The following is a 25,191-nucleotide window of genomic DNA, read 5'->3' on the forward strand; positions in this document are numbered from 1 at the left end:
AAACGGAAAAAAATAGGCTAGGATACGCCTATGGGAAAGCATACCTAACCTATCCTAATAAAGCAATTTATTTTATTTCTTTGTATTATTATCATCCATTTTTAATACAGCCATAAATGCTTCTTGCGGTACTTCAACCGACCCCACTTGTTTCATGCGTTTTTTCCCTTCTTTTTGCTTTTCAAGCAATTTTCTTTTACGGGAAATATCCCCACCATAACATTTTGCAAGGACATTTTTGCGCATCGCTTTTATTGTTGAACGAGCAATTATCTTTTGTCCAACAGCTGCTTGAATAGGGACTTCAAACTGTTGACGCGGAATAAGTTCTTTTAATTTTTCAACTATCACTTTTCCTCGTTCGTAAGCAAAGTCACTATGAACAATAAAGCTCAAGGCATCAACTTTCTCTGCATTTAATAAAATATCCATTTTCACTAGCTTGGATGGGCGATAACCGATTAATTCATAATCAAAAGACGCATACCCTTTTGTATTTGATTTTAATTGATCAAAAAAGTCATAAACAATTTCTGATAAAGGAATTTCATATACAATATTCACGCGTGATTCATCCATATATTGCATATCAATGAAATTGCCTCGTTTTAATTGACACAGTTCCATAATCGCCCCAACATATTCATTTGGTGCCATCATCGTTGCTTTTACATAAGGTTCTTCTACTCTGTCAATTTTTTGTGCATCCGGCATATCTGATGGGTTATCAACTTTCAACTCTGTCCCATCTGTTAGCATGACGTCATAGATTACACTTGGTGCAGTTGTAATCAAATCAATCTTAAATTCGCGCTCAATTCTTTCTTGAATAATCTCCATATGCAATAAACCTAAAAATCCACAACGGAACCCAAATCCAAGTGCCTGGGAAGTCTCAGGCTCGTACTGAAGAGCAGAATCATTCAGTTCTAGTTTTTCAAGTGCTTCACGTAAATCATTGAACTTCGCACTATCAATCGGATAAAGTCCACAATAGACCATCGGGTTCAGTTTACGATAACCAGGCAACGGGTCTGTTGCACCATTCTTTGCACTTGTAATCGTATCACCAACACGTGTATCGCCTACATTTTTAATTGCTGCCGTTAAGAAACCAACATCTCCAACGGAAAGCTCATCCATTGGTGTCGATTTAGGTGTAAACACACCAACCTCGGTCACTTCGAACTCTTTACCAGTAGCCATCATTTTAACTTTGTCGCCTACTTTAACCGTTCCATCAACGACGCGGATATAAGCAACAACCCCACGATAAGCATCATATAACGAATCGAATATTAACGCTTTAAGGGGTGCATCGGGATCTCCAGTAGGTGCCGGAACCTTTTCTACCACTTGCTCTAGAATATCTTCAATCCCAATTCCCGCTTTGGCAGATGCTAAAACAGCTTCAGAAGCATCGAGTCCAATGACTTCTTCCACTTCATTTCTCACACGTTCTGGATCGGCACTAGGTAAATCTATTTTATTAATAACAGGTAATATTTCTAAATCATTATCTAATGCCAAGTATACATTAGCTAACGTTTGCGCCTCTATTCCTTGAGCAGCATCAACGACTAATACTGCACCCTCACATGCAGCTAAACTTCTGGACACTTCATATGTAAAATCGACGTGCCCTGGCGTATCAATTAGATGGAAGGTATAAATTTCTCCATCCTTAGCTTTATATTTGAGTTGTACAGAATTTAATTTAATCGTAATGCCACGTTCTCTCTCTAAATCCATAGAATCTAGGAGCTGGTCTTTCATTTCCCGCGCAGTAAGTGCATTTGTTTTTTCCAAAATACGGTCAGCCAACGTAGATTTCCCATGGTCAATATGAGCAATAATGGAAAAATTACGGATCCTAGATTGCCTATTCAGTCTCTCTTCTCTGTTCATGTAACTTTCTTCACTCCTATATAAAAGCGCAAATCACACATATGTGTATGGTTCACAACAGTTTTCACTAGTAAGTACACTAATTGTCTGGGCTCCACAAAGTCTCTATACGATACGATCCTTCTCTCAACGATTACCAATCATTATTGTTAGCCAAGTTTCTTAGCACTTAAAAAGTGGATGATATGTACTTCATTTATTTACTCGCTTCTCTTTCTAATCGAAAAGACATACATATTGTTGATTATAGCAGTACAAAATGGAAGATTCAACGAAATTCATGAATGGGTGTACAGATTCAATCGGAGTTTCATTTCTTGTGTAAGAATTGAAAAGCTAGTTGGGGAATTGTTTCATCTGAGATTATTGAACTTTTTTATTAGGCCTAGGCGGATCCTCGAATCCACCTAGGGAATGCTCTATTACTCCTCATCTTTTTCTTGTACCTTATCAACTACCATATCAATACCTGTTCTTGTAATGGCTTGAGTTCCTTCTGATATGGACTTACCTATAGATGAAAAGAGATTAAAGGACTTCATCTCCTCTAATTGTTTTTGCTTACCTTGTAAGTCGTGTGTGGATGCGCCCGTATCGTCCCCGACTGTAAGCGCACTCATCTCTACCATTGCATGATTCGCTTGCTTCATACCAAACAAAACAGAAATGAACATAAGAGATATAATTAATATAGTTGCGACCATGAATCTTTTCATTCGAATCACCTTTCCCTCATTCTAGTAATAGATTGTATGAAAAGAATAGAAAAGATAGAACCTTTTTATCGCGTATAAAAGCCTGTATTCTCTTGATTTACTTTAGAATGGAGAGCTGCATTTAATCCATTAGCTAGTAAATTAGCCATATCTTCTATAAATACATCTACTTCTTTTGGGGTCACCATCAAGTTATGTCCCAATGGAGATAATACTTCTCCGATTAATTTACGTTTTTCTTCCTCAGGTAAAGTACCCACAATACCCATAAATGTTTGTCGCTCTTTCTCCTCGGGTAAATCTTCTTCAGATAGCTTTCGCTTTTCTCCAAATGTCATTCCGGCCGGTATTAGTGAGCGAGAAGGCTTGTCCCCTTCTTTCAGTTCCTTTCCGAAATGCTTGAGGATAAAATCAATTGTGTCACTTGTAATTGAAACGGCATCAACAACAGTTGGTACTCCAATTGCAATAACAGGTACACCTAAAGTTTCTTTACTAATTTCCTTTCGTTTATTGCCTACACCTGATCCGGGATGAATCCCTGTATCAGAAATTTGGATAGTAGAATTGACCCTTTCAATTGACCTTGCTGCTAGAGCGTCCAAGGCAATGACAAAATCCGGCTTCGTTTTCTCAACAATGCCAAACAAAATGTCACTCGTTTCAATACCCGTTAAACCCATTACACCAGGCGAAAGCGCACTGACAGGACGATAGCCATCTTCTACACTCTCTGGCTGTAACTCAAATAAGTGCCGAGTAATTAGTAGGTTTTCACATACTTCGGGTCCAATCGCATCTGGGGTAACATTCCAGTTCCCTAAACCAACAATTAAACATGAATCATTAGGGCCAATACCTAGGTCTTTAATAAAGTAGGCCATTTCTTTAGCAAATAGCTTTTCCACTTGCAGTTGCGTTTCCGTATCTTGTTGTCTAATCCCCTGTACCTCTATTGTTAAATATTTACCTGGTTTTTTCCCTAGCATTTCACTTCCTTGTTCAGTCACTTCAACATAAGAGATTTTCATGCCCTCTTTTTCTTTTTCTTTAATAATAACGCCTTCGATTTGGGACTGATTATCTTCACCTTGTATTCCTTGGTTTTCTAATACGACCTCACGAGCTTCTATTGCTAAGTCCGTTCTTATCCCATATTTGCTTAGATCCAACTTCTCATTCAAAGCCAAACGACCACCTTTTTTGCGTATTATTGTAGTTTTAGGATGACCACCACTTGTTCAAATCATGCATGTTTTATATGTGAACAATATGTTTCTACAGTGAAGGAGAAGATGGATTTCCTCGTTTTGTATTGATTTATTGTCTCAGTTTTGATAGAATATCACTTGTTCTGAATTTATATTAATGATGAATACAAATATCGAGTTCATAAAAATTCGATGCCTTTTTTGTAGGAGGTGAATGGAATGCCAAATATTAAATCTGCTATCAAACGTGTTAAAACAAACGAAGCACGCTATGCACGTAACATTCAAGCTAAGTCTAACATGCGTTCTGCAGTGAAAAAATCTGAAGCTGCGATTGCTAATAACGATGCAAATGCTGCTGAAAGCTTTGCACTAGCTGCAAGCAAACTAGATAAAGCTGCTGCAAAAGGACTTATCCATAAAAATGCTGCTGCTCGTAAGAAATCTCGTTTAATGAAAAGAATGAATACTGCAAATGCTTAATTTGTAGAAATCATAAAAAGCTATCCGCATGATGGATAGCTTTTTTTCATTACATATAAAAGATTATTTATAGAACTTCCATATCCCGTTTATTTAATTTAAATAAGAATAACTCAATTAATAATTGCTTGTTCATTCCTCCGGTTTTCATTTGATAATCCGCATCTGCGAGAATATCCATGATTTGCGATAACTCTTCTTCACTAAAAAGTCTCGCTTGACCGGCGGCAAGTTTCACTCTAAAAGGGTGCGTTTTAATATATCCAGCTATCTGATTTTGTCCGTAACCTCTTCTAGACAATTCTTTCACTTGGTAAATGAGACGAAACTGATTTGTAATGACTGCCAAAATTTTGATAGGTTCCTCATTTAACTTCAATAAATCATAAAAAATTCTTAATGCTGCTTCTATATCTCTATGGACGACTTTTTCTACAAGTGTAAAGATATTTTGTTCTAAAGACCGCGACACTAATTGATCCACCATTTCAACCGTAATACGTCTTTCATCACTTCCATATAAAGCAAGCTTATCCATTTCGCTCGTTAACATAAATAAATTCATACCTGATAGTGTAAGTAGAAGATTGATTGCTTCTTCATCAATCTGTACGCCATTTTTGGATGCACGATCACGCATCCAAACATGTAGCTCTTTCTCATTCAATTGTTTCGCTTCTAACACTGCAGCGCTTTTTTTGATTTGTTTCGTTAACTTTTTACGTTCGTCTAGCTTTTCATATGCGCCTGAAAATACGAGAATCGTGTAAGGAGCAGGATCTTTCAAATAATTCTCAAGTGCATTTAATTGATGCTCTACCTTCGCTTTCCCTTTATCCGCTGTTAGAAAATAGGGATTATGTAAAATAATAAGACGGCGCTCCCCCATAAAAGGAAACGTTTCAGCGTCTTCAAGCGCAACTTCAATAGGCGTTTCTTCTAAATCATAGGTAGACAAATTGAAGTCAAGTTCTTCTGGCAGTAACGCATGATTTATTAATAATTGTTTCGTTTCATTTATAAGGTAAGGCTCGGTACCGTATAATAAATATACAGATGAGAAGCTTTTTGCTTTAATTTGCTTCCATATATCAAAAACCACTTTTTCTCGCTCCGATCATTTTTTATAAGTACTATCTATCCTATAGAAGCAAATCGATTTTGACAAGTGGAATGAAAAGAATGTACGCTGCTTATAATACCAATAAATATAAAGAAAAGCGCTTTTTAAGGCGCTTCTCAAACAATCTATATAGAAACGCTTGCAAGCAAGAGGCCTAGGATACTCTTGCTGAAGCGGTGCACCCTTATACTTATAATATGTCATGACAGTCGCTGAATTATCGCTGTCAACTCATGTAAGTAAAGGAAAAGCATTTCTAGAAGTGTAGATTTTTTCATGGAAATCACTTATACTAATTAAGGAAATAGGAGGGTTGACTGTGAACGAATTTGAAAAAAATGTCCAATCGAAACGTCACGATATTGGTGACTCCGCAATGGGATTCGTTGCTTCTTTCGGATTCTTTACCATTCTATTTGTCATTGCGGTCGCAATTAAAGCAATCGGCGCATAACCCTTGAAGGCTCATTAGCAGATACATACTTCTGCAATTTTGCATTGACATCGAGCTTTCGGAAGAGACTGCATTACGCTTGCAGTCTTTTTTATTTTTTGAAAAGAAAGTTAAGTTGTTTTCTATTGTCTGGGCATAACATATCCTATGGTAGGACAGTTGAAAAGGTTCCGTTACCTTTGAAAAAAACATAAGTAATTCCGCCATGACGATCAGTTCTTACTATTGGAATTTGATGATTTCTTAACCTCTGCAACACTTCCTCTGTTGGATGACCGAAACGATTGTTTCTACCAACTGAAATAACTGCCAGTTTAGGTTTTACTCCATCAAGAAACTTCTCAGTCGTCGAAGTTTTACTTCCGTGATGTCCCACTTTTAATACATCAACAGATAACCTTTCATATTTATTGACTAGCTTCGCTTCCCCAGCTTCTTCTAAATCACCAGTAAATAACCATGTTAATCCTCCTATGACAGCATAAAGCACGATAGACCCATCATTTTTATTATTTGTTGTTTTATCAAACGGCATAAGAATTTGAAATTCCTCAGTCTTCATACGCCAACGTACTCCAGCACTTACCTGCCGTACATTAACCTGTTTTGTGTGAGCTATCTTTATTATCTCTGTTTCTAACGCACTTCTTTCCTTCGTAATCGGGAGTAATATCTCACTTACTTCAATCATAGACAAAACAGCTGGTGCACCACCCATATGATCACTATCACCATGTGTAAGAATCAGTTTATCAATTTTCCTAATGCCTTTACTTTTCAAAAAAGGCACAACGATATCTTCCCCAGGATCAAATGCGCCGGTTCTTTCCTGCCATTCCTCTTTATCAAACGAAAGTACTCCCCCAGTATCAATTAAATAATTCCCCCTGTTATGAGGTAAACGAATGAAAATACTGTCCCCTTGCCCTACATCAATAAAGGATACTTCACCTGTAAAATAAAAATAAGGAGTGAGATAGTGAATGAAAAAGACGAAAAAAGGTGCAATGCTTGCTAATAGAAAATTCTTTCTCCCCTCCCCTTTCTCCCATTGTAAGAAGAAAAGATTGATTGCAATTAAATAGAGCAGAATAAGCCACAAAGAGGGTCTTCCTAATGTTAATACAGCCTGGGGAAAATCCGCTATTGTTAAACTCAAATCATTCATTCGCTCTAGTAATGTATTTATCCATTGAATCGGAAACCAAGCCCAAGTTCCAACAATCATATGATAAGCCAATAAGAACAGAAATAGCGGGAGAATAACAAAAGAAAAAATGGGTACAAAGAGTATATTAGCGACGAGGGAGAAGATTGAGATTTCATAGAAGGAATAAAGTAATATTGGCGTTGCTGCTAATTGACAAATAAAGGATATTATAAAAAGAGATCTTATAGGAGAGGTACGTCTTTGGAGGAGAGAATAAGAAGACAAAAGTAAAACATAAGTAACTGTGAAAGAAAGCTGAAAACCAACGTCATAAAGAATAAATGGGTTAATTAATAAATAACAAACAAATACAATACATAACACATCTTGCGTTCTCATAGCTGACAAAAAAATCTTAAAAAGCGCTGCGAACATAAGCATTGCTACAGCTCGAATCACTGAAGGTGTTCCTCCGGCAAGGATGCCATAGATCGGTAACAAACCCACTAAAATCATCAACATATGCTGTCTTGTCACACCTAGCCTTAAGCCCACAAATAAGAGCATTCCAGCTAATAAACTTACATGCATACCTGAAATAGCTAATAAATGAATAATGCCTAATCTTTGATAAGCTGTTTCAACGGTTTCATCTAATTGCGATCGGTCTCCATAAACTAGAGCATTCACTAGTGGTGCGGTCTCATTTGGAAAATACTTACTCACGTATTGGATCCCTTTTTCCCGCAATTGCCAAATTTGTGTAACGATATTCGTATTGCCCATTTGGCAGCTTCGTAAATCAAATTGGTCAGTTTGAATTTGCCAGTGAATACCTTTGCGCTCTAAATATTGTTGGTAATCAAAGCTATGAAAATTTGTTGCTTTTTGCGGAGTTTCTAGTTTGCCCATCACATTACATATCAGACCTGTACTCGTTACCTTCTCCAGTGAGTCTTTCTCTTCCTTAGATGGAATATAGTATGTAAATACGAGCTTTTCATTTGAAGGTTGATCGATCGCTTGAGCAGAGAGATGATCTCCATCAATGACCCATCCATGAGTAAAGGTCAGCGTGAAATCAGTCCTTTCACTTCTTATATCAGTCCCATTATCATAAGAAGCAACATAACCTCTAATGAAAAATAACACACTACATAAAATAAATAATAATGTCAGTCTTCGAGAAAGATACCTTGTAAAAATACTAAAGAGAAAAAATAGGAAAAGGGGAATGAAATAAAAATAAGAGGAGAAAGAAGATAAGAGTGAAAAAATCGCGACAAGGGAGCAAAAAAACCATTTCCCTGGCAAAGAAATCTCACCACCCATTTAGAATAGTATTGTACACCAAGAGGATGAAACGGCTCGCTACCTAATAAACCGTTTCATCCATCAATTATTTTAAAATTGTTTCTACTTCTTCTTTTAATTGAGCATCTAGAGCGTTCTCACCTTTTAAGTCTCTAATTTCAACCAATAACTTCTTAATTAAGTCGTTCTTTTCTGTTGCTTTTGCATCTAACTGTTGTTGATCGAAAGGTACTTTCTTTAACGAGACTCCAGCTTGTTGAAATAGCTCGATCCCATATGGATGATTTTTATAGTCCTCTGCATAGTATACCTTTTTAATGCCTGCTTGAATAATCGCTTTACAGCATTGTAAGCATGGAAAATGAGTTACATAAATTTCTGCATTCTCTGTTGGTACACCAAATTTCGCGCACTGTAAAATCGCATTCATCTCCGCATGTATTGTTCTAACACAATGATTGTCAATGACGTAGCACCCTTCATCAATACAATGATCGCCACCTGTGATTGACCCATTATATCCACCTGCGATCATTCGTTTATCGCGAACAATTGTTGCCCCTACAGTTAATCGTGTACATGTACTTCTTAATGCTAGTAAATGGCTTTGTGCCATAAAATATTGATCCCAAGAAATTCTGTCCATTGTACGTCTCTCCCTTTTTTAAAAACATCCTCATATTTTAGTTTAATCACACCATACATGTATGGTCAAATCCATTTTCATCTAATCAATTAACACTTATTAGATCTTTTAGTTTTTCAAACGTTTTTTCTCCAATTCCTGATACTTCTTTTAAATCTTCAATAGCTTTAAAAGAGCCGACTTCCTCTCTATACGAAAGAATATCTTCTGCTTTTGAAGGGCCAATCCCTGGCAGTGTTTCAAGCTGTTCAATCGTTGCTTGATTCAAATTGATTTTCCCATCATTACCCTCGTTTAACGGCGGTAATGACGACACGCCCTCTTCCCCCACTTTTGGAATATAGATAACCATTTCGTCTGTCAGTTTCTGAGCAAGATTGACTTGTTTTTGATCCGCTTCACTTAGAAACCCTCCTGCAACTTGAATAGCATCTACAATACGCTGAGTGCTTTTTAATTCATAGACGCCAGGGTCTTTGACTTCTCCTTTAATGTCAACCATAACATCATCATCTGAATAATTCTCTTCTTCTTCTTGAGATATTCCCCCCCCTTCTTCAAAACCTTTATCATCAAGCAACCATTCATTTTCCACTTCAACCGTATTGTTTTGATTTAGAAGTGGGGAGAGCAACCACATACATAAAGCACCAACAATGAATCCAGCAGCTATTACAATATACAGGGCGTATTGCTTCACCCATTCCATTTTCATCAATTCCTTTCAATAGACATAATTTCAACTGGTGCTTCATATTTTTAATAGGAGTCATTTTTTGTTGGCGAAGGAGGGATGTATTTTGAATATCGGTATAATTGGCACAGGCAATATGGGGAGAATTTTGACAGAAGCCTTGCTTGATAGCAAAGCTGTTTCCCCTTCTTCCATTACCATTACAAACCGTACCATTGCAAAATCATTGGAGATAAAAAAAGCATATCCAGATATCAATGTGGCACGAGATGCACTGACAACTGCAAAGATGTCTTCGCTTATTTTCGTGTGTGTCAAACCGCATGATGTTTACGAAGTCATTCAAACCATTCAACCGAGTCTAAATAGAGACAAATGCGTCATCTCTATTACAAGTCCTATTGCAGTAAATCAATTAGAGTCTGTCTTGTACTGTTCAAGTGCAAGAGTCATTCCGAGTATTACGAACCGAGCATTAGCTGGTGTCTCTCTAGTCACATATGGAGATCATTGCTCAAAAGAATGGCGAGAAAGTATTCAATGGCTGTTTGAACAAATTTCTGTCCCTACCATTATTGAGGAGAATATTACAAGAGTGGCTTCAGATATCGTTAGCTGTGGTCCTGCATTTTTTAGTTACTTAACCCAACGATTTATCGATGCCGCCGTTAAGGAAACAAAGATAGATAATGATACAGCCACAAAATTAGCTAGTGAAATGCTGATAGGTTTAGGGGAATTGTTGCGCCAAGGACATTATACATTACCTACTTTACAAGAAAAGGTGTGTGTAAAGGGCGGAGTTACTGGCGAAGGCATAAAGATACTTGAAAAAGAGTTAGGAGATATGTTTGAACACTTGTTCCAAGCGACTCACTCAAAGTTTACTGAGGATATAAACCTGGTTAAAACGCAATATACAACTATTTAATAGTTCTATAAAAAATGCCATAACCCTTCTAACAAAAAAAGAGTCTCGGAATTTTTTCCGGGACTTTTCTTTGTTTATATTCTGTTTTTCAGCTTTTTACAAATAAAAAACAATCTTTCAGCATCGTTCATTTCTCTATTTTTCTCATTAAAATCAACGAAAAAAGTAGTTATTTCAAAACCTGCCTCTTTCAACCACTGTCTGTATACGTCAAATTCATACGTTCTCTGAAAATGGCATTCATCATATCGTTTGTATGTGCCTATTTTTTCATCAAGGACGAAGAATGACAAATCATGTTCCACACTATGAGGAAATTCCCCTTCAAAACTTTGCCAAATATAACTTACGTCTTCTTCATTCAGGGCAAACGTTTGATTAACAAACAAATCATCAATTTTATGAACGGTATGCACGTCAAACATAAACAAACCGTCATCAGCTAAATGTTCATATACACCTGAGAAGGTAGATTTTACTTCATCTTCTGATTGGAGATAGTTCAATGAATCACAAAAAATAGTAATGATATCATAGCAACCAATTTCATCTAATTGGGACATATCCTGCTCTAAAAATTGAATTGACAGGGCTTCGCTCGCTGCTTTTCTTTGTGCAACCGCAAGCATATTGTCTGATAAATCAGCCCCAGTTACTTCATATCCTTTTTTAGCCAATCGCAAAGACAGCTCACCTGTTCCACAAGCAAGATCTAGGAGGCGCTTACCTTTTAATTGATGAAGATTACACTGTGATGCAACAATGGATACCCACTTTTCATAAGGTGCATCTACCATTAATCCATCATAGAGATAAGCAAATTGCTGATAACTCATTACGGTTGCAGCTCTCTTTTAATATCTTCCGTTTTTGCATCGCCCCAAAGACGTTCTAAGTTATAATAACTTCTTTCATCACGATGGAACACATGTGCAACGATATCCCCTAAGTCAACTAAAACCCAGCGTGCTTCATCAAACCCTTCCATTCTTTTGACTTCATAGCCGCTTTCTTCAGCTTTGTCTTTTACCTCTTTAGCAATAGCTTGCACTTGCTTATCTGAATTCCCGTGACAAATAACGAAATAATCCGCTATTAACGAGATTCCTTTCATATTTAGTGCCACAATATCTTCTGCTCTCTTACTGTCTACTGCTTTAACAACTGTTGTAAGTAATTGTTTTTCTGACATATCATCAACCCTTTCTATTCATCACTAAATCATTGTACATCGTTAATGTGAGCGGATAGACTGATTGATTTTTTTTCATTAGAAAAAGAATAGAGTTTTTCACAGCTTGAATTAATGCTTCATCCAAATCACGCTGTGCAAGTTCTCTCACTTCTTCAACACCAGGAAAATGCCTACCCGGCTCAATATAGTCCGCTAAATACACAACTTTCTCTAATAATGACATATTAGCTCGCCCTGAAGTATGATAGCGTATTGCCTCTAATATTTCACGATCAGTAATACCAACTTTCGTTTCGACTAAATATGCGCCCACTGGTGCATGCCATAACTCACTATTATATTCTAGTAAGTCTGAAGGCATGTCTTTTGCTATGATACACGCTTTCATTTCTTCCTTAGGATGAAATTTAGCATAATCATGAAAAATGGCGGCTATCTCAGCTTTCTTCACATCTGCTCCGAATCTTTCTGCCAATTCAATGGCACTGTTCATCACACCAATAGTATGTTGATATCGATGGTCTGTTAATTGTTCTTTGACAATCTCTAATGCCTGTTCACGGTTCATATAGGTGATTCTCCTCCATGTATGTGCGGACATTTTCTGGCACTAAATACTTAATTGTCTTTCCATTTTGCATGCGTTCTCTAATCAAAGTAGATGAAATGCCAATCTCAGGAATCTCAACATAATCAACGGGATATTTGGTCGTTAATTGATAATCTGGTCTCTTTACACCTACAAAAGTAACAAGATCAAGTAAATAATCTATATCACGCCATTTATGCAGATACTCAACCATGTCCGCGCCAATAATAAAGAAAAATTTTGTATCTTTCTCTCTTTCATGTAAGATCTTGATCGTATCAACAGTGTAAGAAGGACCTTTTCTTTCTAATTCTACTAATTCTATTTGAAATTGTGGATGATCACTAACCGCTCTTCTTAATAATGCTACTCTATCTTCATTACTTAAAAAGTAACTCTTCTTTTTATGAGGTGGCTCTTGGTTAGGCATAAACCAAATCTCGTCTAAGTCTTTTGCATGCAATACTTCATTAGCGATAATTAAGTGACCTAAGTGAGGAGGATCAAATGTACCTCCTAGGATTCCTATTCTTTTCATCCTTTTCCCCCCACAGGATCGTTTAAGGTAATTTAATTTGTTTATTCTCTTTTGATTGTTTATAAAGCACAATCATATTGCCAATCACTTGTACAAGTTCCGCTTTAGTTCCTTTAACTAACAATTCGGCTACAGTATCCTTATCTTCATCACAGTTTTGTAAGATGCTTACTTTTAATAGTTCTCTTGCTTCTAATGCTTCCGCAATTTGCTTCACCATATTATCATTTACGCCGCCTTTTCCCACTTGGAAAATCGGGTTTAAATGATGTGCTTCTGATCTTAAATATCTCTTTTGCTTACCTGTTAACATAATTTCCTCCTAATTGTTGCTCCACATTTCTTCTCATTCGTTCCGTGTCTGGCATTTGAGAAGTCCATAACTCAAACGCTAACGCTCCTTGATAAACAAACATCTCTAGTCCATTTTGTACACGGGCTCCCTTTGCTTTTGCTTCTGCTAAAAAGGCTGTTTCAAATGGATTATATATAATATCGCTAACAAAAACGTCTTCACGCATAAGATTAAGATTAAGTGGTTTTTCATCCATTCTCGGTGACATTCCAATCGAAGTCGTTTGAATGATACAATCATATTCGTCCAGTTTATGTGCTGCATCATCCAATGTCAATGCTCGCATATCTACATCATACGGACAATCAGCAATCAATTGCGCTGCACGATTAACGGTGCGATTGGCAATTGTGATATGTGAAACACTCGCTTGTGCTAAAGCATAGACAATAGCTTTAGCAGCCCCTCCTGCACCTACTACCAATATTTTATTTTCACTAAACTGTGGTTGATGGTTTTTCAGCCCCCGGAGGAAACCCGTTCCATCCGTATTATAGCCAATTAACTTTCCATCCCTGTGAATGACAGTATTTACTGCCCCTATTGCTTCTGCTAAAGGATCTAGTTCATCTAAATACGCCATAATAGTCTCTTTATGTGGCACAGTCACATTAAATCCTGCAATACCACATGCCCTTAAGCCCTTTATGGCATCCGATAGATTTTCCGATTGAATATGCAACGGTAAATAATGCGCATCCATTTCGTAGTACTGAAATAAATCATTATGCATCACAGGTGACATCGAATGTGCAATAGGATCCCCAATTACTGCATAAAACTTCTCCACTCTTCTTCTCCCCTTTGACAATAAGGATTATATCAGTGATTTTCTTAGTGAAACATTAACACCCTTAGGTACATATGCTGCGATTTTGCACCCTGCTGTAGGTACTGTTATCCAACCTAAACCTGAATAAACGACATCTGTCTTATCTTCTTTTATTGTAAATTCATGACGAATGAGTTCAGGAAACTCGTCTAATTCATCCTTACGAGGTGGTGTCAACATTTCTCCAGCATGCTTTTCGTATAATTCATCTGCTTTTTCTAATTTTGTCCGATGAATTTGGATTTCATTAGAAAAATGACAAATAAATGATGTCCGGTCACCATGAATAAAATCAAATCGACTTAATCCACCAAAATAAAGGGTTTGACCATCATTTAATTGGTATACTTTCGGTTTTATTTCTTTTTTCGGTGTAATGATTTTCAAGTCACGTTTGTCAATATAATGTGCCATTTGGTGATGATTAATAATACCTGGTGTATCGATGAGGGCTTTTCCATCCTCTAAAGGAATTTCAATCATATCTAATGTTGTTCCTGGAAAATGAGAAGTAGTAATGATATCTCCTTCTCCAGTTACCTCTTTTATTATCCTGTTAACAAACGTTGACTTTCCAACATTCGTGCAACCGACAATATATACGTCCTTACCTCTTCTATACCGATCAATTTCTGCTGCTATTTCTTTCATTTGTTGACCTTTCGCAGCACTAACTAAAAAGACATCTTCAGGTTTCAAACCAAGTTCCTTCGCCTGCTGTTTCATCCAGTGAATTAATTTATTATGATTCACTGATTTTGGTAGTAAATCTACTTTATTACCAACTAATAATACTTTATTATTACCTACAAACCTGTGCAATCCAGGCAACCAACTGCCATTGAAATCAAAGATATCAACAATCTTTACAATTAAAGCATCTTTATTTCCTAAGCCATTTAGAATTTTCAAAAAGTCGTCATCTGTTAAACTGACATCCTGTACTTCGTTATAGTGTTTTAGGCGAAAGCAACGCTGACAAATAATTTCTTCTTTTTTTAATGCTGAATTTGGCGCATAACCTATTTCATTCGGATGCTCAGTTTGAATATGCACACCGCATCCTATACAAACGTATTCTTCTTTCAAAGTTAATCCTCCCAATTAATCATACCTTTTTTCTTAAACCAGTTGAGTATTCTTCTTTCTATCGTACGATTGATTTTCGTAAAAAACCCATCTGTTTTTGCAACAGGTACTACTAAAATCGTGTTAAATCCACTTCTATTTCCACCTAATACATCTGTTAATAACTGATCACCAACGACAACAACTTCATGCTTTTCCAGTTGCATTTCTAGTAACGCGCGTTTAAAAGCTCTTCCCATCGGTTTTCTTGCTTGATAAATAAATGGTGTTTTTAAAGGATCAGAGAAATTTTTCACTCTGCTCTCATTATTATTAGATACAATCGTTACTTTAATATCACTTAAGCGCATTTGTTCGAACCAATTAATTAATTTTGGAGTAGCATTAGGTCGATCCCATTCAACTAACGTATTATCTAAATCAGTAATAATCCCTTTAATTCCTTGTTCTTTCAAGATATCTGGAGTAATTTCAAAAACATTCTTTACATGTTGATCCGGTAGAAAATTCTTTAGCACGACCGTTTAAACACCTCATTCTTCATTATTTCAAGCTATCATCTTATTCTGACCTAATATGACATATCACAATCAAATGGTCAATTAGCATTATTCTATATTCGAAAATGAATAATCGAATAAATAGAACTAAAACTTTTCGACAAATTCCAACATTACCCTTTTTGTGGATAACTTTATACACATTATACACTGTGAGATTATTTACTCGTACAGAGATATGAACAGTTTAATCACACTTTATCCACTTTCCACTGTGGATAAACGAACGATTGTTCTATCTTACTCATTCTGCTATGGTAGAAGTAACAACAAGAACTTCTTTTAAAATAGCCCTGTTCTTTAGATAAACGAGAACGAATGAGACGTAATGGAGGTGTGATCCTACATGCGAAAGTTATCTGATGAGCTATTAATAGAATCTTATCACAAAGCTATTCAACTTCAATTATCATTGGATTTCATCCGCCTTATCGAAACTGAAATTCACAGAAGATCCTTATCAAATAGAATAAAAGCTTCTTCCTAGCAGAATCATCGCCCTCCACAATTGTAGGGCTATTCTTTTTGTCTACACAATATGACCAATTACTTCTCCAACTTTTATTGGGGCTGGAAACTGTATTGTCGGTACCAATTGAAAGGCATCTTTTTGAAATAACAAAATCACTGTCGAGCCAAATGAAAAATAAGCAACCTCTTCACCTTTTTTCAATGAGTCATTTTGATACGTCCGCTCAATTGAATTGACAAACATGGCCCCTACTTTGACCATTGCTAATTCGCCACCGTCATATTGAATTTCTGATATTTTGCGATAATTTTTAGATAAAGTATCTTTACCAAGAGTTAAACCCCATTTATTCACTGGGTAAGATTTCTTTCCTAAAGTCCATTGCCTCTTTACTTGACCATCTACGGGACTATGAATGCGGTGATAATGACTAGGACTTAAGTAGAAAATCATATACGTCCCACCTTTATATTTCTCCGCTTCTTCAACCCCACCAAGCATTTCTGCAATAGAGTAATCTTTCTCCTTCACAGTAATCACATGTTTACTATCCACCATACCTATATCCTCAATCATAGCATCAACAGGGCTAATAATTGTATCCTCCCCTTGATGAATAGGCCGGGCATCTTCCTTCAATAGACGTATAAAGAATTCATGTAATGTATGGAATTGATCCAAATCTCCTTTAATTTCATCTTCGTTAATACGATACGTCTTAGAAAACGGTTTAATTAAAAATCTACTCATTTTAGATCTTGCAAATTTATATAATATCGATGAGGTCATTCGACCATTCGTTAATTCAATCAAAGTTCGATATATCGCTTGCTTCATCTTTAACACCTTTCTATACTTTTTTTCCAAGGAATAAGCACCTATTTCGTAAAGGTGTCTCTCTTCATTTTAAATTTCTCTAATTCTACTACTCGTTCTTCATTTCTTAAAGTTCATCTATCGTCACTGAATATTTATCATAAATAAAGTCAATTATGTTTATGTTTTTTCTTTATGCATTAAAGAAAGGGGTGTCTTTCATATATAATAAACCCACCCTCACCGACTGCTATTATATCACTAGTTAACAGTCCAGCCTATTAAAATTATCGTAAGGAATGATGATTGTAAAGAGGAAAGAATGAATATGTTGTAAACTTGAGATGATTTACATAGATAGAAGGCATCATTCTAGAGATTTTCGAAGATAGTGAAGATTCATCTTTTGATAGAGGCTAAGCAAAAATCGTATATTAATTGGTCATACTATCCCTAGCCTCTATTCTTTCTTTTATAATGAAGTAGTCAACTGCATAAACTCCTCAATATCCTTTATACAAAGGCTCGCAGCGTTTTCCCAAAAGTCAGGTTTTGTTAAATCCTCATTTAGATGCTTCATCGCAAGAGATTCAACGGTCATAGAACCAGTATCTTTTAATAAATTTACGTATTTCTTTTCATAACTTGGGCCTACTTCTTGTGCTTGTTTATAGATACCCAATGAGAAAAGATAGCCAAATGTGTAAGGGAATTGATAAAAAGGTGTATGGGTATTATAAAAATGCAATTTGGAAGCCCAAAAATACGGATGATAATGTTCTAACGAATGACCATATGCTTGTTTTTGCGCACTTGTCATCAATTCATTTAATCGCTCTCGTGTGACTGTACCTTTTTTTCTTTCTTCATAAAAAGCGGTTTCAAACAAATAACGTGCATGTATATTCATAAACATCGTAACAGTCCGACTAATTTTATCATCCAGAAGAATCACTTTTTCCATTTTTGTTTCCGCCTGCCTTACTGAAGCATCAGCGACAATTAGCTCCGCAAAAGTCGATGCTGTTTCTGCTACATTCATGGCATATTTTCGATTAAAGAAAGGGATATCTTTCATTACAAAACTGTGAAATCCATGTCCAAGCTCATGCGCAAGTGTAGAAACATTACTAGGTGTCCCAGAATATGTCATAAAAATCCGTGACTGCCCACTGTCGGCAAAATATGTGTGAAATCCTCCTGGACGCTTATTCGGACGATTCTCAGCCTCAATCCAACGGCCTTCAAAAGCTTGTACTGCAAATGTTTTCATTAAAGGACTAAATGTACCAAATTGTTCAATGATAAACTTCGCGCCCGCTGTGAAATCTTTCTTTGTATCTACTTTACCGATCGGTGCATCTAAATCAAACCAGCTTAATTTATTTACCCCAAGTAATTTTGCCTTTCTTTCTAAATAACGCGTAACTGGTTCTTTATATTTCTCTACCGCTGCCCACATACTATGTAAGGTTTCTTCTTTCATTCGGTTATTAAGAAGCGGCTCTTTTAAAGGGCTATTCCAACCTCTTTTCTTATTTGCCATTAATCGATACCCTGCTATGTGATTTAATGCTTTTGCAAAGATAGGAGATTTCTCCTCCCATGCCTGTTCCATTTGATTAAAGACCTTTTCTCTTAATGCTGCATTTGACTGTCCCATTATATTATTCGCTTGTCCTACAGATAATGTTGTTTGGCCATTCTCATCTTCATATGGAATAGCAATCATACTAACAGTTGTATGATATAACTCTCCCCAACTGTGAAATCCATCCATACTTAATGATTGAATTAAATCTTCTTCTTGGATTGATAATTTTTCCTGAGCCATCTGTCGCCATTCGTCTAAAACAAAAGCTACCGGAGTAAGAGTTTTACTACTTACATATTGCTTCCATTCATCATTACCTATAAGTGCCAATTTATTTTGAAAGGTTAATAGCACTGTCGAAAAAGTGGATGATTGTTGCATGACTTGCATTTGTAACCGTTCAACCAAAGGATCTACCGTATTCTCAGCTTTTAAACAACTGACGAAGGCGCTTGCCTGCATGAGCTTTTTAAATACTTCTTCAGATGACCTTAAAACTTGTCCTATACTATTTATAGTATGTTCTTCATTTTCTGTTTATTCCATATCGTTAGCCAGTGAAGCGAATTCTTCCATCAAGATATCTATTTGCTCTAGATAATTTTGAAACGATTGTGATTGACTACCTCCTTCAAAAAAGCTTTCTAAATCCCAAACCTCAGTATAAGTTGTATGAGTCATTCTAATCTCTCCCTTCTAATATTTAAATACTATCAGAGGTTTCAGATTATTAATACTTTTTGGAACGGTTTATATGGCATAAAAATACTCCCTTATAAGTACCAAGCTTATTACTTGTCTACCTATAAGGGAGCGTATCCTAGTGTTTTTCCGTTTATTTTTACTTGACTATGCAAAATGTAGAAGGTTATTTTGCTTCGATTGCAGGTGTTTTAATTGTTTCAACATGATATAGACTGCCTTCAGTTTCTAGAATAAATTCAGGCTTTGGTTTTCCTCTACTTGCTTTATGTCCAGCAATGTGTGCTTCGCTTTTCTCCCAGTTCTTCCAATCCTGTTCCGATTCCCAACGAATTTGCAATATAACTTCTTCATTTCCTCTACGTACTTTTTTTACCATAACTGTGATGTCAATAATCCCTGGTTGTTCATCAATAATGCCTTTTTGGCTGAATTTTTCCACAAGGTGATGGGCATTACCTTCAGTTACAGTAAATTTTTTCATTTGAACGAACATATTTAAATCCACCTCTATATTTAATGATATAACTTCATTTTAATCGATAATGATTATCATCGTCAACCATATGATCTATTTCACTACAATCTTATCACTGTAGGTATAAGATACTGATTCATTGGTAAATTGTCTCTCTCTTTATAAGGAAAAGTTTTATGCATGTTGAGAAAATCCAGTCTGTGCAGCTCTCATTTGAGGTCTTGAACGCGCCGCTATTGCCGTTTACAGCATTCTGAGGAAAAAACGGAAATAAGTGCGCAGTCAACATTAAACAAAGCTTTATGTTGAGTTGAACATTCATAAAATAATCCAATCGATGCGGGGTTCCCTTGATAATCACACAGGTTACAGTGGTTCTTCATTTTGCGATACTCTCGACTTCCTTTACTCACTTGCATTAGGCAAGTTATATGCGGAAATCAATCATTAGAAATCCGCTTTTATGTGGGCAATCGATAATATTCACACATCTCAAATTCATATTATACTAGTAATTAAAAGTACTTGGTTTAAATTTATTGTGTCAATGATTAAACGACCCTTTTCTTCATAAAGCTCGTTCATTTCAATACTATCTTTTACATAGCTCCTACCTTACATTGCAGTCATTTTTCTATACTACAAAGAAACCACAGCATGGAAACTGTGGTAAATACATACGGTATTCTTAATTCTTCTTCTTCTCTTTTTCCGCTCGATAAAACTCATGAAACATTTTCATTAATGCTCGTTTTTCAATACGCGAAACATAGCTCCGTGAAATACCTAATTCTTTTGCTATCTCTCTTTGCGTCTTTTCCTTCTTTAAATCCAACCCAAACCGTCCCACAATCACTTCTTTCTCTCTTTCGTCCAATACATCAATGTATTCTCGCACCTTCTCAAGTTCCATATTTAGTTGAATCGTATTAATCACATCTTCTGATTCTGACTTTAGCACATCAATCAACGAAATTTCATTGCCTTCTTTATCCTGCCCGATTGGATCATGAAGAGAGACATCCTTCTTTGTCTTCTTTAATGCTCTCAAATGCATGAGAATTTCGTTTTCTATACATCTTGCGGCATAAGTAGCAAGCTTTGTTCCTTTGCCTTCAGAATAGCTTTCAATCGCTTTAATTAACCCTATTGTACCGATAGAGATAAGATCCTCAGCATCTTCTCCTGTGTTCTCGAATTTTTTTACAATATGTGCGACAAGTCGAAGATTATGCTCAATTAGCATATTGCGTGCGTGTGAATCCCCTTCTGCCATTTGCCTTAAGTATTTTTTTTCGTCACTTGAAGATAAAGGCTGAGGAAAAGCATTATTCTTCACATATGAGACAAGAAAAACAATTTCTTTAACTAAAAATCCAAGTGCTGTCATAATTCCAGACATAGAGCCACCCCCGCTAGTTTGAACTTTTCGCCTATTAACCATTTCTATGTAGTGGAAAAGCTGTTATTGTCTGTCCTAGCGTATTAATTTTCAATTACAGTGTTTATTGTTTAGTGGAATTGGACGAGGTGTATGCCAATCAGTTAATATGGAGATATAAGAAATGGATAGAAAGTGGGAACGCTAGTTTGGGAGTGAATCGTTTAGTATTAGGGATTGTTTTTCTTATCATCGCCATGGTTAGTATTGCTGAAATTATATTTGAAGGCTTTTCTTGGAAACCAGTTGTCATTTTTGTCATTAGTTTATTTTTAATTATGTTTTTATGGAAACGACCTGATAAATAAAATCATGATGGGACATCTAAAAGCTAGAGGTCCCATCAATTCTGTCTTTATATTTTTCACTTTTGATTTCTATATCTTTTTGTAAAATAAACTGTGAATAGAGTTATTTTTATCGCCACATACTCTCCCCCTACAAAACTACGTTAGGTTGAGTCCTTCTCAACCCAGAAATAAACCTTTCTTCCTTGTAATAAAAACATCATGATCTCCTCCACCTTTCTTTATTTCCTTTATCCTTAGTAAAAATTGCGATAGATTTCTTCTTGTCGTGCTTTATGGTCTTCAAGAAGACGGTTTACATATTCATCATGCATACGTTCTTCAACCGAGCGTTTTCTAGCTTTAATTGTCACCGTTAGAAAAATTAGATTTAATGTCATCCTGCAGCACCTCCTCTCTTTATCTATCCAAAAAATGCACACAAAAATGCCGCAAAGGGGCACTCACCCCCTTACGGCATTAAGAAATAAACATAAAAATGCCGCAGGAGATGACAATTCCTCCCTGCGGCATGGATAGACAAAAAATTAAATGAAGCGATCCATTCCAAATAGGTCGAAATTGATTTGTATTTGAGTTTCATTTACTGCTGTAGTTAAATTGCATAAGTTTTTCATTGTTTCCGACCTCCCTTTTCTTTAGAATATTTTCGCTTACATTGGTAAGTATATCCAAGAAATAGCCATTTGTAAACGGCTTTTTGCAAAAAATTTTAAAAAGGGCGAAAATAATTATTTTTCTCCCTAGAACGCCCTACCTTTCTTTGAGAACAGAAAAAAGCCCACCCCTTAGGTGAGCCTCAACTTTACTTTTCTAAAGCTAACTTTAAATCTTCAATTAAATCCTCAACATCCTCTAAACCAACAGAAATTCTTACAAGTCCGTCTGTGATACCTAGTTCATCTCGACGTTCTTTCGGTATAGATGCATGAGTCATTCTTGCTGGAACGGAGATTAAGCTTTCAACAGCACCGAGGCTTTCTGCAAGAGTAAAGTATCTCACATTTTCAAGTAGCTTATCAGCATTCTCTTCACTGCCAACATCAAAAGAAACCATTCCTCCAAAACCATCAGCCTGTTTCTTGGCGATGTCGTGATTTGGATGAGACTCAACCCCAGGATAATACACTTTTGATACTGCAGGATGCTGTATAAGAAACTCGACAATCGCCTTTGTGTTACTTTCCGTTTCCTCCATTCTGATTCCTAATGTTTTAATCCCTCTCATTAGCAACCATGAATCTTGTGGCCCTAACACTCCACCGGTTGAATTTTGAACAAAGTGTAATTCTTCTGCGAGCTTATCACTATTTACAACCACTAACCCTGCAACAACATCGCTATGTCCACCTAAGTACTTCGTCGCGCTGTGAAGCACGATATCTGCACCTAACTCAATTGGAGTTTGCCAATATGGTGTTGAAAATGTATTATCAACAATTGTTAAGAGATTATTTTCTTTAGCTAATTTTGCTGCTGCTTCAATATCCGTGATTTTTAGAAGTGGATTTGTTGGTGTTTCAATATATACAGCCTTTGTATTTGGCTTTATGGCAGCTGTGATATTGTTTAAGTTACTTGTATCAACAAATGTCGCTTCAATACCGAATCGATTAAGCACTTTCGTAATCACACGATAAGTTCCACCGTATACATCATCAGTGAGGATGATATGATCCCCACTATCAAAAAGCATCACAGTAGCAGTGATTGCTGCCATCCCTGAGCCAAAAGCAAAGCCTGCATGCCCAGCTTCTAAATCTTTAATAAGCTCTTCTAATGCATGTCTTGTTGGGTTACCTGTACGTGAATACTCAAAGCCTTTATGATTACCTACTCCGTCTTGTTTATAAGTACTTACTTGATAGATAGGTACAGATACTGCACCTGTTGTTGGATCACCAGCAATTCCGCCATGAATTAATTTTGTTTTTCTTTTCATATCAAATACCTCCTTCATAAATCTTTTTACTTAAATAACGCTCACTGCCATCTGGAAAAATCACCACAATATTCGTACCTGCTGGAGCTTGTTCTGCTTCTAATAATGCTGCATGCAAAGCTGAACCAGATGAACTACCGACAAGCATTCCTTCTTTTTCAGCTAATTGCTTTACTCTATTAAAAGCGTTCTCATCACTTATTGTATGAATGCTATTAAAATAAGTGGTATCCATATAATCTGGTAAAAATTCCATACCGATTCCCTCTGTTTTATGCGGACCAGATTCGCCACCATTTAAGATGGAGCCTTCTGGCTCAACAATGACGGTTTTTATTTGTTCTCTTTTTTCTTTCAAATAACGAGCAGTGCCCATAAATGTGCCACCTGTACCTGCACCGGCTACAAATATATCAACATTCCCATCAAGATCATCCCATATTTCAGGGCCTAAAGTTCGGTAATAAGTATCCGGGTTAGCCGGGTTTGCAAATTGCTGTGGACAAAATGCATTAGGGATTTCCTTTAAAAGCACTTCTGCTTTGGCAATGGCACCTTTCATGCCTTCTTCTGTAGGTGTTTGAACGACTGTAGCTCCTAAAGCTCTCATCAGATCTTGCTTTTCAATACTAAACTTCTCAGGTACACAAACAATCACATTCACATCTTCTTTTAATGCTGCTAGCGCTAGACCTATACCTGTATTGCCTGCTGTAGGCTCAATAACTGTTCCACCTTTTTTTAACTTACCACTTTCAAAGGCGTTTCTTAATAATTCTTGTCCTAGGCGGTCTTTTACACTGCCACCGGGGTTCATGTATTCTAACTTAGCAAATAAACGCACACCTTCTGGTAAGTCAAACTGCGAAATTTCTACCATTGGCGTTTGTCCAATTAATTCATGAATGCTTCGGTAAACCTTCATAACTTCCCGTCCTTTGTTGATTATTTACTTTTGATTCCTTCTACTATTTTCATAACAAGATTTGCAGAGTGTAGTGCTGCTTTCTCTAGGAATTGATCAAAAGAAATATTAGATTCTTTACCAGCAATATCAGATAAAGAGCGAATAATCACAAAAGGTGTATCAAAGGCATGAGCAACCTGCGCAATCGCTGCTGCTTCCATTTCTACTGCTTGCAATGCCGTGAATTTATCTTGTATTAGTGCCGTTTGCGCTGGGTTGCTAATAAATGAATCTCCAGTCGCAATCAGTCCTCTTATAACTGTTATACCTTCTAACTCTTTACCACTCTCTTCAGCAATTTCCAATAACGCCTCATGTGCAATAAAGGCAGGAGGTTGTTGTGGTACTTGACCATATTCATAACCAAATACAGTTGCGTCGACATCATGATGTCTAACTTCAGATGAAATAACGACATCACCTACATTTAATTCAGGGTTGAATCCTCCAGCAGACCCTGTATTGATAACATAATCCGGCTTGAACTTCTCCAAAAGAATGGTAGTGGACATTGCTGCGCTCACTTTACCAATGCCAGAACGAAGAAGAACAACGTCTGCTCCGTTCATTTTACCTTCTGTATATTCACAGCCAGCAATCACTTGCTGTTGCTTCTCATCCATATGGTCCCTTAAAATTGTTACTTCTTCTTCCATTGCTCCGATAATAGCTATTTTCATTAC

At 36.5% G+C, this 25,191-nt stretch carries 29 protein-coding genes; 5 read left to right on the top strand and 24 right to left on the bottom strand.

Translation table 11 applies throughout. The annotated features are described in order from the left end of the window. Positions 1-72: 72 nt before the first annotated feature. The 3 genes from lepA to gpr all read right to left on the bottom strand — a co-directional run bounded on the left by lepA (position 73) and on the right by gpr (position 3,808). On the bottom strand, positions 73-1,908 hold the full coding sequence (gene lepA / locus MHI57_RS07665) for a translation elongation factor 4 (RefSeq protein ID WP_095372505.1): 1,836 nt from the start codon (positions 1,906-1,908) through the stop codon (positions 73-75). Between the two features lie 422 nt (positions 1,909-2,330). Then, complete coding sequence (locus tag MHI57_RS07670; RefSeq protein WP_340975668.1) at positions 2,331-2,624, bottom strand: DUF3679 domain-containing protein; 294 nt, start codon at positions 2,622-2,624, stop codon at positions 2,331-2,333. Between the two features lie 65 nt (positions 2,625-2,689). Next, positions 2,690-3,808: a GPR endopeptidase gene (gene gpr, locus MHI57_RS07675; RefSeq protein ID WP_095372503.1), complete on the bottom strand. Its 1,119-nt coding sequence runs from the start codon at positions 3,806-3,808 to the stop codon at positions 2,690-2,692. A 246-nt stretch (positions 3,809-4,054) separates the two neighbouring features. On the opposite strand from gpr, the gene rpsT reads away from it, so the two are divergent. After that, positions 4,055-4,318, top strand: coding sequence for a 30S ribosomal protein S20 (rpsT, locus tag MHI57_RS07680; protein WP_095372502.1), 264 nt, complete (start codon positions 4,055-4,057; stop codon positions 4,316-4,318). Between the two features lie 67 nt (positions 4,319-4,385). Here the strand turns inward: rpsT and holA are convergent, their stop codons facing one another. Further along, a complete protein-coding gene (gene holA, locus MHI57_RS07685; protein WP_095372501.1) occupies positions 4,386-5,420 on the bottom strand; it encodes a DNA polymerase III subunit delta in 1,035 nt (344 codons plus the stop codon). Positions 5,421-5,760: 340 nt separating this feature from the next. Here holA and MHI57_RS07690 point away from each other — a divergent pair, with 340 nt between their 5' ends. Then, positions 5,761-5,895, top strand: coding sequence for a YqzM family protein (locus MHI57_RS07690; protein WP_095372500.1), 135 nt, complete (start codon positions 5,761-5,763; stop codon positions 5,893-5,895). A 145-nt stretch (positions 5,896-6,040) separates the two neighbouring features. Here the strand turns inward: MHI57_RS07690 and MHI57_RS07695 are convergent, their stop codons facing one another. From MHI57_RS07695 to MHI57_RS07705, 3 genes are all read right to left on the bottom strand, one after another. Further along, positions 6,041-8,359 carry a DNA internalization-related competence protein ComEC/Rec2 gene (locus MHI57_RS07695; RefSeq protein WP_340975672.1) on the bottom strand — a complete coding sequence of 773 codons (2,319 nt, stop codon included), beginning with the start codon at positions 8,357-8,359 and terminating at the stop codon, positions 6,041-6,043. Positions 8,360-8,444: 85 nt separating this feature from the next. Continuing rightward, positions 8,445-9,005 (bottom strand): ComE operon protein 2, encoded by a 561-nt coding sequence (locus tag MHI57_RS07700; RefSeq protein WP_095372498.1) that lies wholly within the window; start codon positions 9,003-9,005, stop codon positions 8,445-8,447. A gap of 85 nt (positions 9,006-9,090) precedes the next feature. Next, positions 9,091-9,720 (bottom strand): helix-hairpin-helix domain-containing protein, encoded by a 630-nt coding sequence (locus MHI57_RS07705; protein ID WP_340975674.1) that lies wholly within the window; start codon positions 9,718-9,720, stop codon positions 9,091-9,093. 85 nt (positions 9,721-9,805) lie between these two features. Between MHI57_RS07705 and comER the strand changes: the two genes are divergently transcribed. Beyond that, positions 9,806-10,630, top strand: coding sequence for a late competence protein ComER (gene comER / locus MHI57_RS07710; protein WP_095372496.1), 825 nt, complete (start codon positions 9,806-9,808; stop codon positions 10,628-10,630). A 74-nt stretch (positions 10,631-10,704) separates the two neighbouring features. Here comER and MHI57_RS07715 read toward each other — a convergent pair whose 3' ends face one another. From MHI57_RS07715 to MHI57_RS07750, 8 genes are read right to left on the bottom strand one after another with little or no spacing between them, the layout of a single operon-like run. Next, the gene (locus MHI57_RS07715; protein ID WP_095372495.1) at positions 10,705-11,466 is read right to left on the bottom strand and encodes a class I SAM-dependent DNA methyltransferase; all 762 of its coding nucleotides are present in this window, start codon (positions 11,464-11,466) and stop codon (positions 10,705-10,707) included. Continuing rightward, a complete protein-coding gene (gene rsfS / locus MHI57_RS07720; protein WP_340975678.1) occupies positions 11,466-11,822 on the bottom strand; it encodes a ribosome silencing factor in 357 nt (118 codons plus the stop codon). The genes MHI57_RS07715 and rsfS overlap by 1 nt, the downstream gene beginning before the upstream one ends. A 4-nt stretch (positions 11,823-11,826) precedes the next feature. Then, positions 11,827-12,393: a bis(5'-nucleosyl)-tetraphosphatase (symmetrical) YqeK gene (gene yqeK / locus MHI57_RS07725; RefSeq protein ID WP_328199716.1), complete on the bottom strand. Its 567-nt coding sequence runs from the start codon at positions 12,391-12,393 to the stop codon at positions 11,827-11,829. Then, entirely contained in the window at positions 12,383-12,952 is a 570-nt protein-coding gene (locus MHI57_RS07730; protein ID WP_328199717.1) for a nicotinate-nucleotide adenylyltransferase, read from the bottom strand. Before MHI57_RS07730 ends, yqeK begins: the two co-directional genes overlap by 11 nt. 22 nt (positions 12,953-12,974) lie before the next feature. Continuing rightward, positions 12,975-13,265 carry a ribosome assembly RNA-binding protein YhbY gene (gene yhbY, locus MHI57_RS07735; RefSeq protein WP_095372491.1) on the bottom strand — a complete coding sequence of 97 codons (291 nt, stop codon included), beginning with the start codon at positions 13,263-13,265 and terminating at the stop codon, positions 12,975-12,977. Then, entirely contained in the window at positions 13,252-14,097 is an 846-nt protein-coding gene (aroE, locus tag MHI57_RS07740; RefSeq protein WP_307312833.1) for a shikimate dehydrogenase, read from the bottom strand. Before aroE ends, yhbY begins: the two co-directional genes overlap by 14 nt. Before the next feature lie 27 nt (positions 14,098-14,124). Further along, positions 14,125-15,228 (bottom strand): ribosome biogenesis GTPase YqeH, encoded by a 1,104-nt coding sequence (gene yqeH / locus MHI57_RS07745; protein ID WP_095372489.1) that lies wholly within the window; start codon positions 15,226-15,228, stop codon positions 14,125-14,127. 2 nt (positions 15,229-15,230) lie between these two features. Further along, positions 15,231-15,746, bottom strand: a complete 516-nt coding sequence (locus MHI57_RS07750) for a YqeG family HAD IIIA-type phosphatase (protein WP_095372488.1) — start codon at positions 15,744-15,746, stop codon at positions 15,231-15,233. Between the two features lie 388 nt (positions 15,747-16,134). Between MHI57_RS07750 and MHI57_RS07755 the strand changes: the two genes are divergently transcribed. Further along, a complete protein-coding gene (locus MHI57_RS07755) occupies positions 16,135-16,275 on the top strand; it encodes a sporulation histidine kinase inhibitor Sda (protein ID WP_095372487.1) in 141 nt (46 codons plus the stop codon). Positions 16,276-16,317: 42 nt separating this feature from the next. On the opposite strand, the gene MHI57_RS07760 is transcribed toward MHI57_RS07755, so the two are convergent. From MHI57_RS07760 to sigK, 5 genes are all read right to left on the bottom strand, one after another. Then, on the bottom strand, positions 16,318-17,097 hold the full coding sequence (locus MHI57_RS07760; protein WP_340978574.1) for a phosphatidylserine decarboxylase: 780 nt from the start codon (positions 17,095-17,097) through the stop codon (positions 16,318-16,320). 451 nt (positions 17,098-17,548) lie between these two features. Further along, positions 17,549-19,186, bottom strand: coding sequence for a M3 family oligoendopeptidase (locus tag MHI57_RS07765; RefSeq protein ID WP_340978577.1), 1,638 nt, complete (start codon positions 19,184-19,186; stop codon positions 17,549-17,551). Between the two features lie 21 nt (positions 19,187-19,207). Continuing rightward, positions 19,208-19,351, bottom strand: coding sequence for a hypothetical protein (locus MHI57_RS07770; RefSeq protein ID WP_340975686.1), 144 nt, complete (start codon positions 19,349-19,351; stop codon positions 19,208-19,210). A 187-nt stretch (positions 19,352-19,538) separates the two neighbouring features. Next, complete coding sequence (locus MHI57_RS07775; RefSeq protein ID WP_307312826.1) at positions 19,539-19,868, bottom strand: antibiotic biosynthesis monooxygenase; 330 nt, start codon at positions 19,866-19,868, stop codon at positions 19,539-19,541. A gap of 670 nt (positions 19,869-20,538) precedes the next feature. Continuing rightward, a complete protein-coding gene (gene sigK / locus MHI57_RS07780) occupies positions 20,539-21,252 on the bottom strand; it encodes an RNA polymerase sporulation sigma factor SigK (RefSeq protein ID WP_095372484.1) in 714 nt (237 codons plus the stop codon). A gap of 113 nt (positions 21,253-21,365) precedes the next feature. On the opposite strand from sigK, the gene MHI57_RS07785 reads away from it, so the two are divergent. Then, the gene (locus MHI57_RS07785) at positions 21,366-21,599 is read left to right on the top strand and encodes a hypothetical protein (RefSeq protein WP_340975687.1); all 234 of its coding nucleotides are present in this window, start codon (positions 21,366-21,368) and stop codon (positions 21,597-21,599) included. A 236-nt stretch (positions 21,600-21,835) separates the two neighbouring features. Here MHI57_RS07785 and MHI57_RS07790 read toward each other — a convergent pair whose 3' ends face one another. From MHI57_RS07790 to mtnN, 4 genes are all read right to left on the bottom strand, one after another. Continuing rightward, positions 21,836-21,979: a YrzI family small protein gene (locus tag MHI57_RS07790; protein ID WP_095372483.1), complete on the bottom strand. Its 144-nt coding sequence runs from the start codon at positions 21,977-21,979 to the stop codon at positions 21,836-21,838. Between the two features lie 425 nt (positions 21,980-22,404). Beyond that, complete coding sequence (locus MHI57_RS07795) at positions 22,405-23,541, bottom strand: bifunctional cystathionine gamma-lyase/homocysteine desulfhydrase (RefSeq protein ID WP_322909611.1); 1,137 nt, start codon at positions 23,539-23,541, stop codon at positions 22,405-22,407. 1 nt (position 23,542) lies between these two features. Further along, the gene (locus tag MHI57_RS07800; RefSeq protein WP_095372481.1) at positions 23,543-24,466 is read right to left on the bottom strand and encodes a PLP-dependent cysteine synthase family protein; all 924 of its coding nucleotides are present in this window, start codon (positions 24,464-24,466) and stop codon (positions 23,543-23,545) included. A gap of 20 nt (positions 24,467-24,486) precedes the next feature. Beyond that, entirely contained in the window at positions 24,487-25,188 is a 702-nt protein-coding gene (mtnN, locus tag MHI57_RS07805; RefSeq protein WP_095372480.1) for a 5'-methylthioadenosine/S-adenosylhomocysteine nucleosidase, read from the bottom strand. Between the last annotated feature and the right edge of the window lie 3 nt (positions 25,189-25,191).

Source organism: Cytobacillus sp. FSL K6-0129 (assembly GCF_038007625.1).
Classification (GTDB): domain Bacteria; phylum Bacillota; class Bacilli; order Bacillales; family Cytobacillaceae; genus Cytobacillus; species Cytobacillus kochii.

What these genes read in the sequence shown, in the direction of transcription:
- MHI57_RS07800 (WP_095372481.1), bottom strand. Translation starts at nt 24,466, where the DNA reads ATGAAGGTTTACCGAAGCATTCATGAATTAATTGGACAAACGCCAATG.
- MHI57_RS07670 (WP_340975668.1), bottom strand. Translation starts at nt 2,624, where the DNA reads ATGAAAAGATTCATGGTCGCAACTATATTAATTATATCTCTTATGTTC.
- yqeK (WP_328199716.1), bottom strand. Translation starts at nt 12,393, where the DNA reads ATGAACCGTGAACAGGCATTAGAGATTGTCAAAGAACAATTAACAGAC.
- mtnN (WP_095372480.1), bottom strand. Translation starts at nt 25,188, where the DNA reads ATGAAAATAGCTATTATCGGAGCAATGGAAGAAGAAGTAACAATTTTA.
- sigK (WP_095372484.1), bottom strand. Translation starts at nt 21,252, where the DNA reads ATGTCTGGAATTATGACAGCACTTGGATTTTTAGTTAAAGAAATTGTT.
- MHI57_RS07775 (WP_307312826.1), bottom strand. Translation starts at nt 19,868, where the DNA reads ATGTTCGTTCAAATGAAAAAATTTACTGTAACTGAAGGTAATGCCCAT.
- MHI57_RS07770 (WP_340975686.1), bottom strand. Translation starts at nt 19,351, where the DNA reads ATGACTCATACAACTTATACTGAGGTTTGGGATTTAGAAAGCTTTTTT.
- MHI57_RS07730 (WP_328199717.1), bottom strand. Translation starts at nt 12,952, where the DNA reads ATGAAAAGAATAGGAATCCTAGGAGGTACATTTGATCCTCCTCACTTA.
- rsfS (WP_340975678.1), bottom strand. Translation starts at nt 11,822, where the DNA reads ATGTCAGAAAAACAATTACTTACAACAGTTGTTAAAGCAGTAGACAGT.
- MHI57_RS07760 (WP_340978574.1), bottom strand. Translation starts at nt 17,097, where the DNA reads ATGAAGCAAGCGATATATCGAACTTTGATTGAATTAACGAATGGTCGA.
- MHI57_RS07755 (WP_095372487.1), top strand. Translation starts at nt 16,135, where the DNA reads ATGCGAAAGTTATCTGATGAGCTATTAATAGAATCTTATCACAAAGCT.
- rpsT (WP_095372502.1), top strand. Translation starts at nt 4,055, where the DNA reads ATGCCAAATATTAAATCTGCTATCAAACGTGTTAAAACAAACGAAGCA.
- lepA (WP_095372505.1), bottom strand. Translation starts at nt 1,908, where the DNA reads ATGAACAGAGAAGAGAGACTGAATAGGCAATCTAGGATCCGTAATTTT.
- yhbY (WP_095372491.1), bottom strand. Translation starts at nt 13,265, where the DNA reads ATGTTAACAGGTAAGCAAAAGAGATATTTAAGATCAGAAGCACATCAT.
- MHI57_RS07715 (WP_095372495.1), bottom strand. Translation starts at nt 11,466, where the DNA reads ATGAGTTATCAGCAATTTGCTTATCTCTATGATGGATTAATGGTAGAT.
- MHI57_RS07795 (WP_322909611.1), bottom strand. Translation starts at nt 23,541, where the DNA reads ATGAAAAGAAAAACAAAATTAATTCATGGCGGAATTGCTGGTGATCCA.
- MHI57_RS07700 (WP_095372498.1), bottom strand. Translation starts at nt 9,005, where the DNA reads ATGGACAGAATTTCTTGGGATCAATATTTTATGGCACAAAGCCATTTA.
- MHI57_RS07705 (WP_340975674.1), bottom strand. Translation starts at nt 9,720, where the DNA reads ATGAAAATGGAATGGGTGAAGCAATACGCCCTGTATATTGTAATAGCT.
- MHI57_RS07790 (WP_095372483.1), bottom strand. Translation starts at nt 21,979, where the DNA reads ATGACATTAAATCTAATTTTTCTAACGGTGACAATTAAAGCTAGAAAA.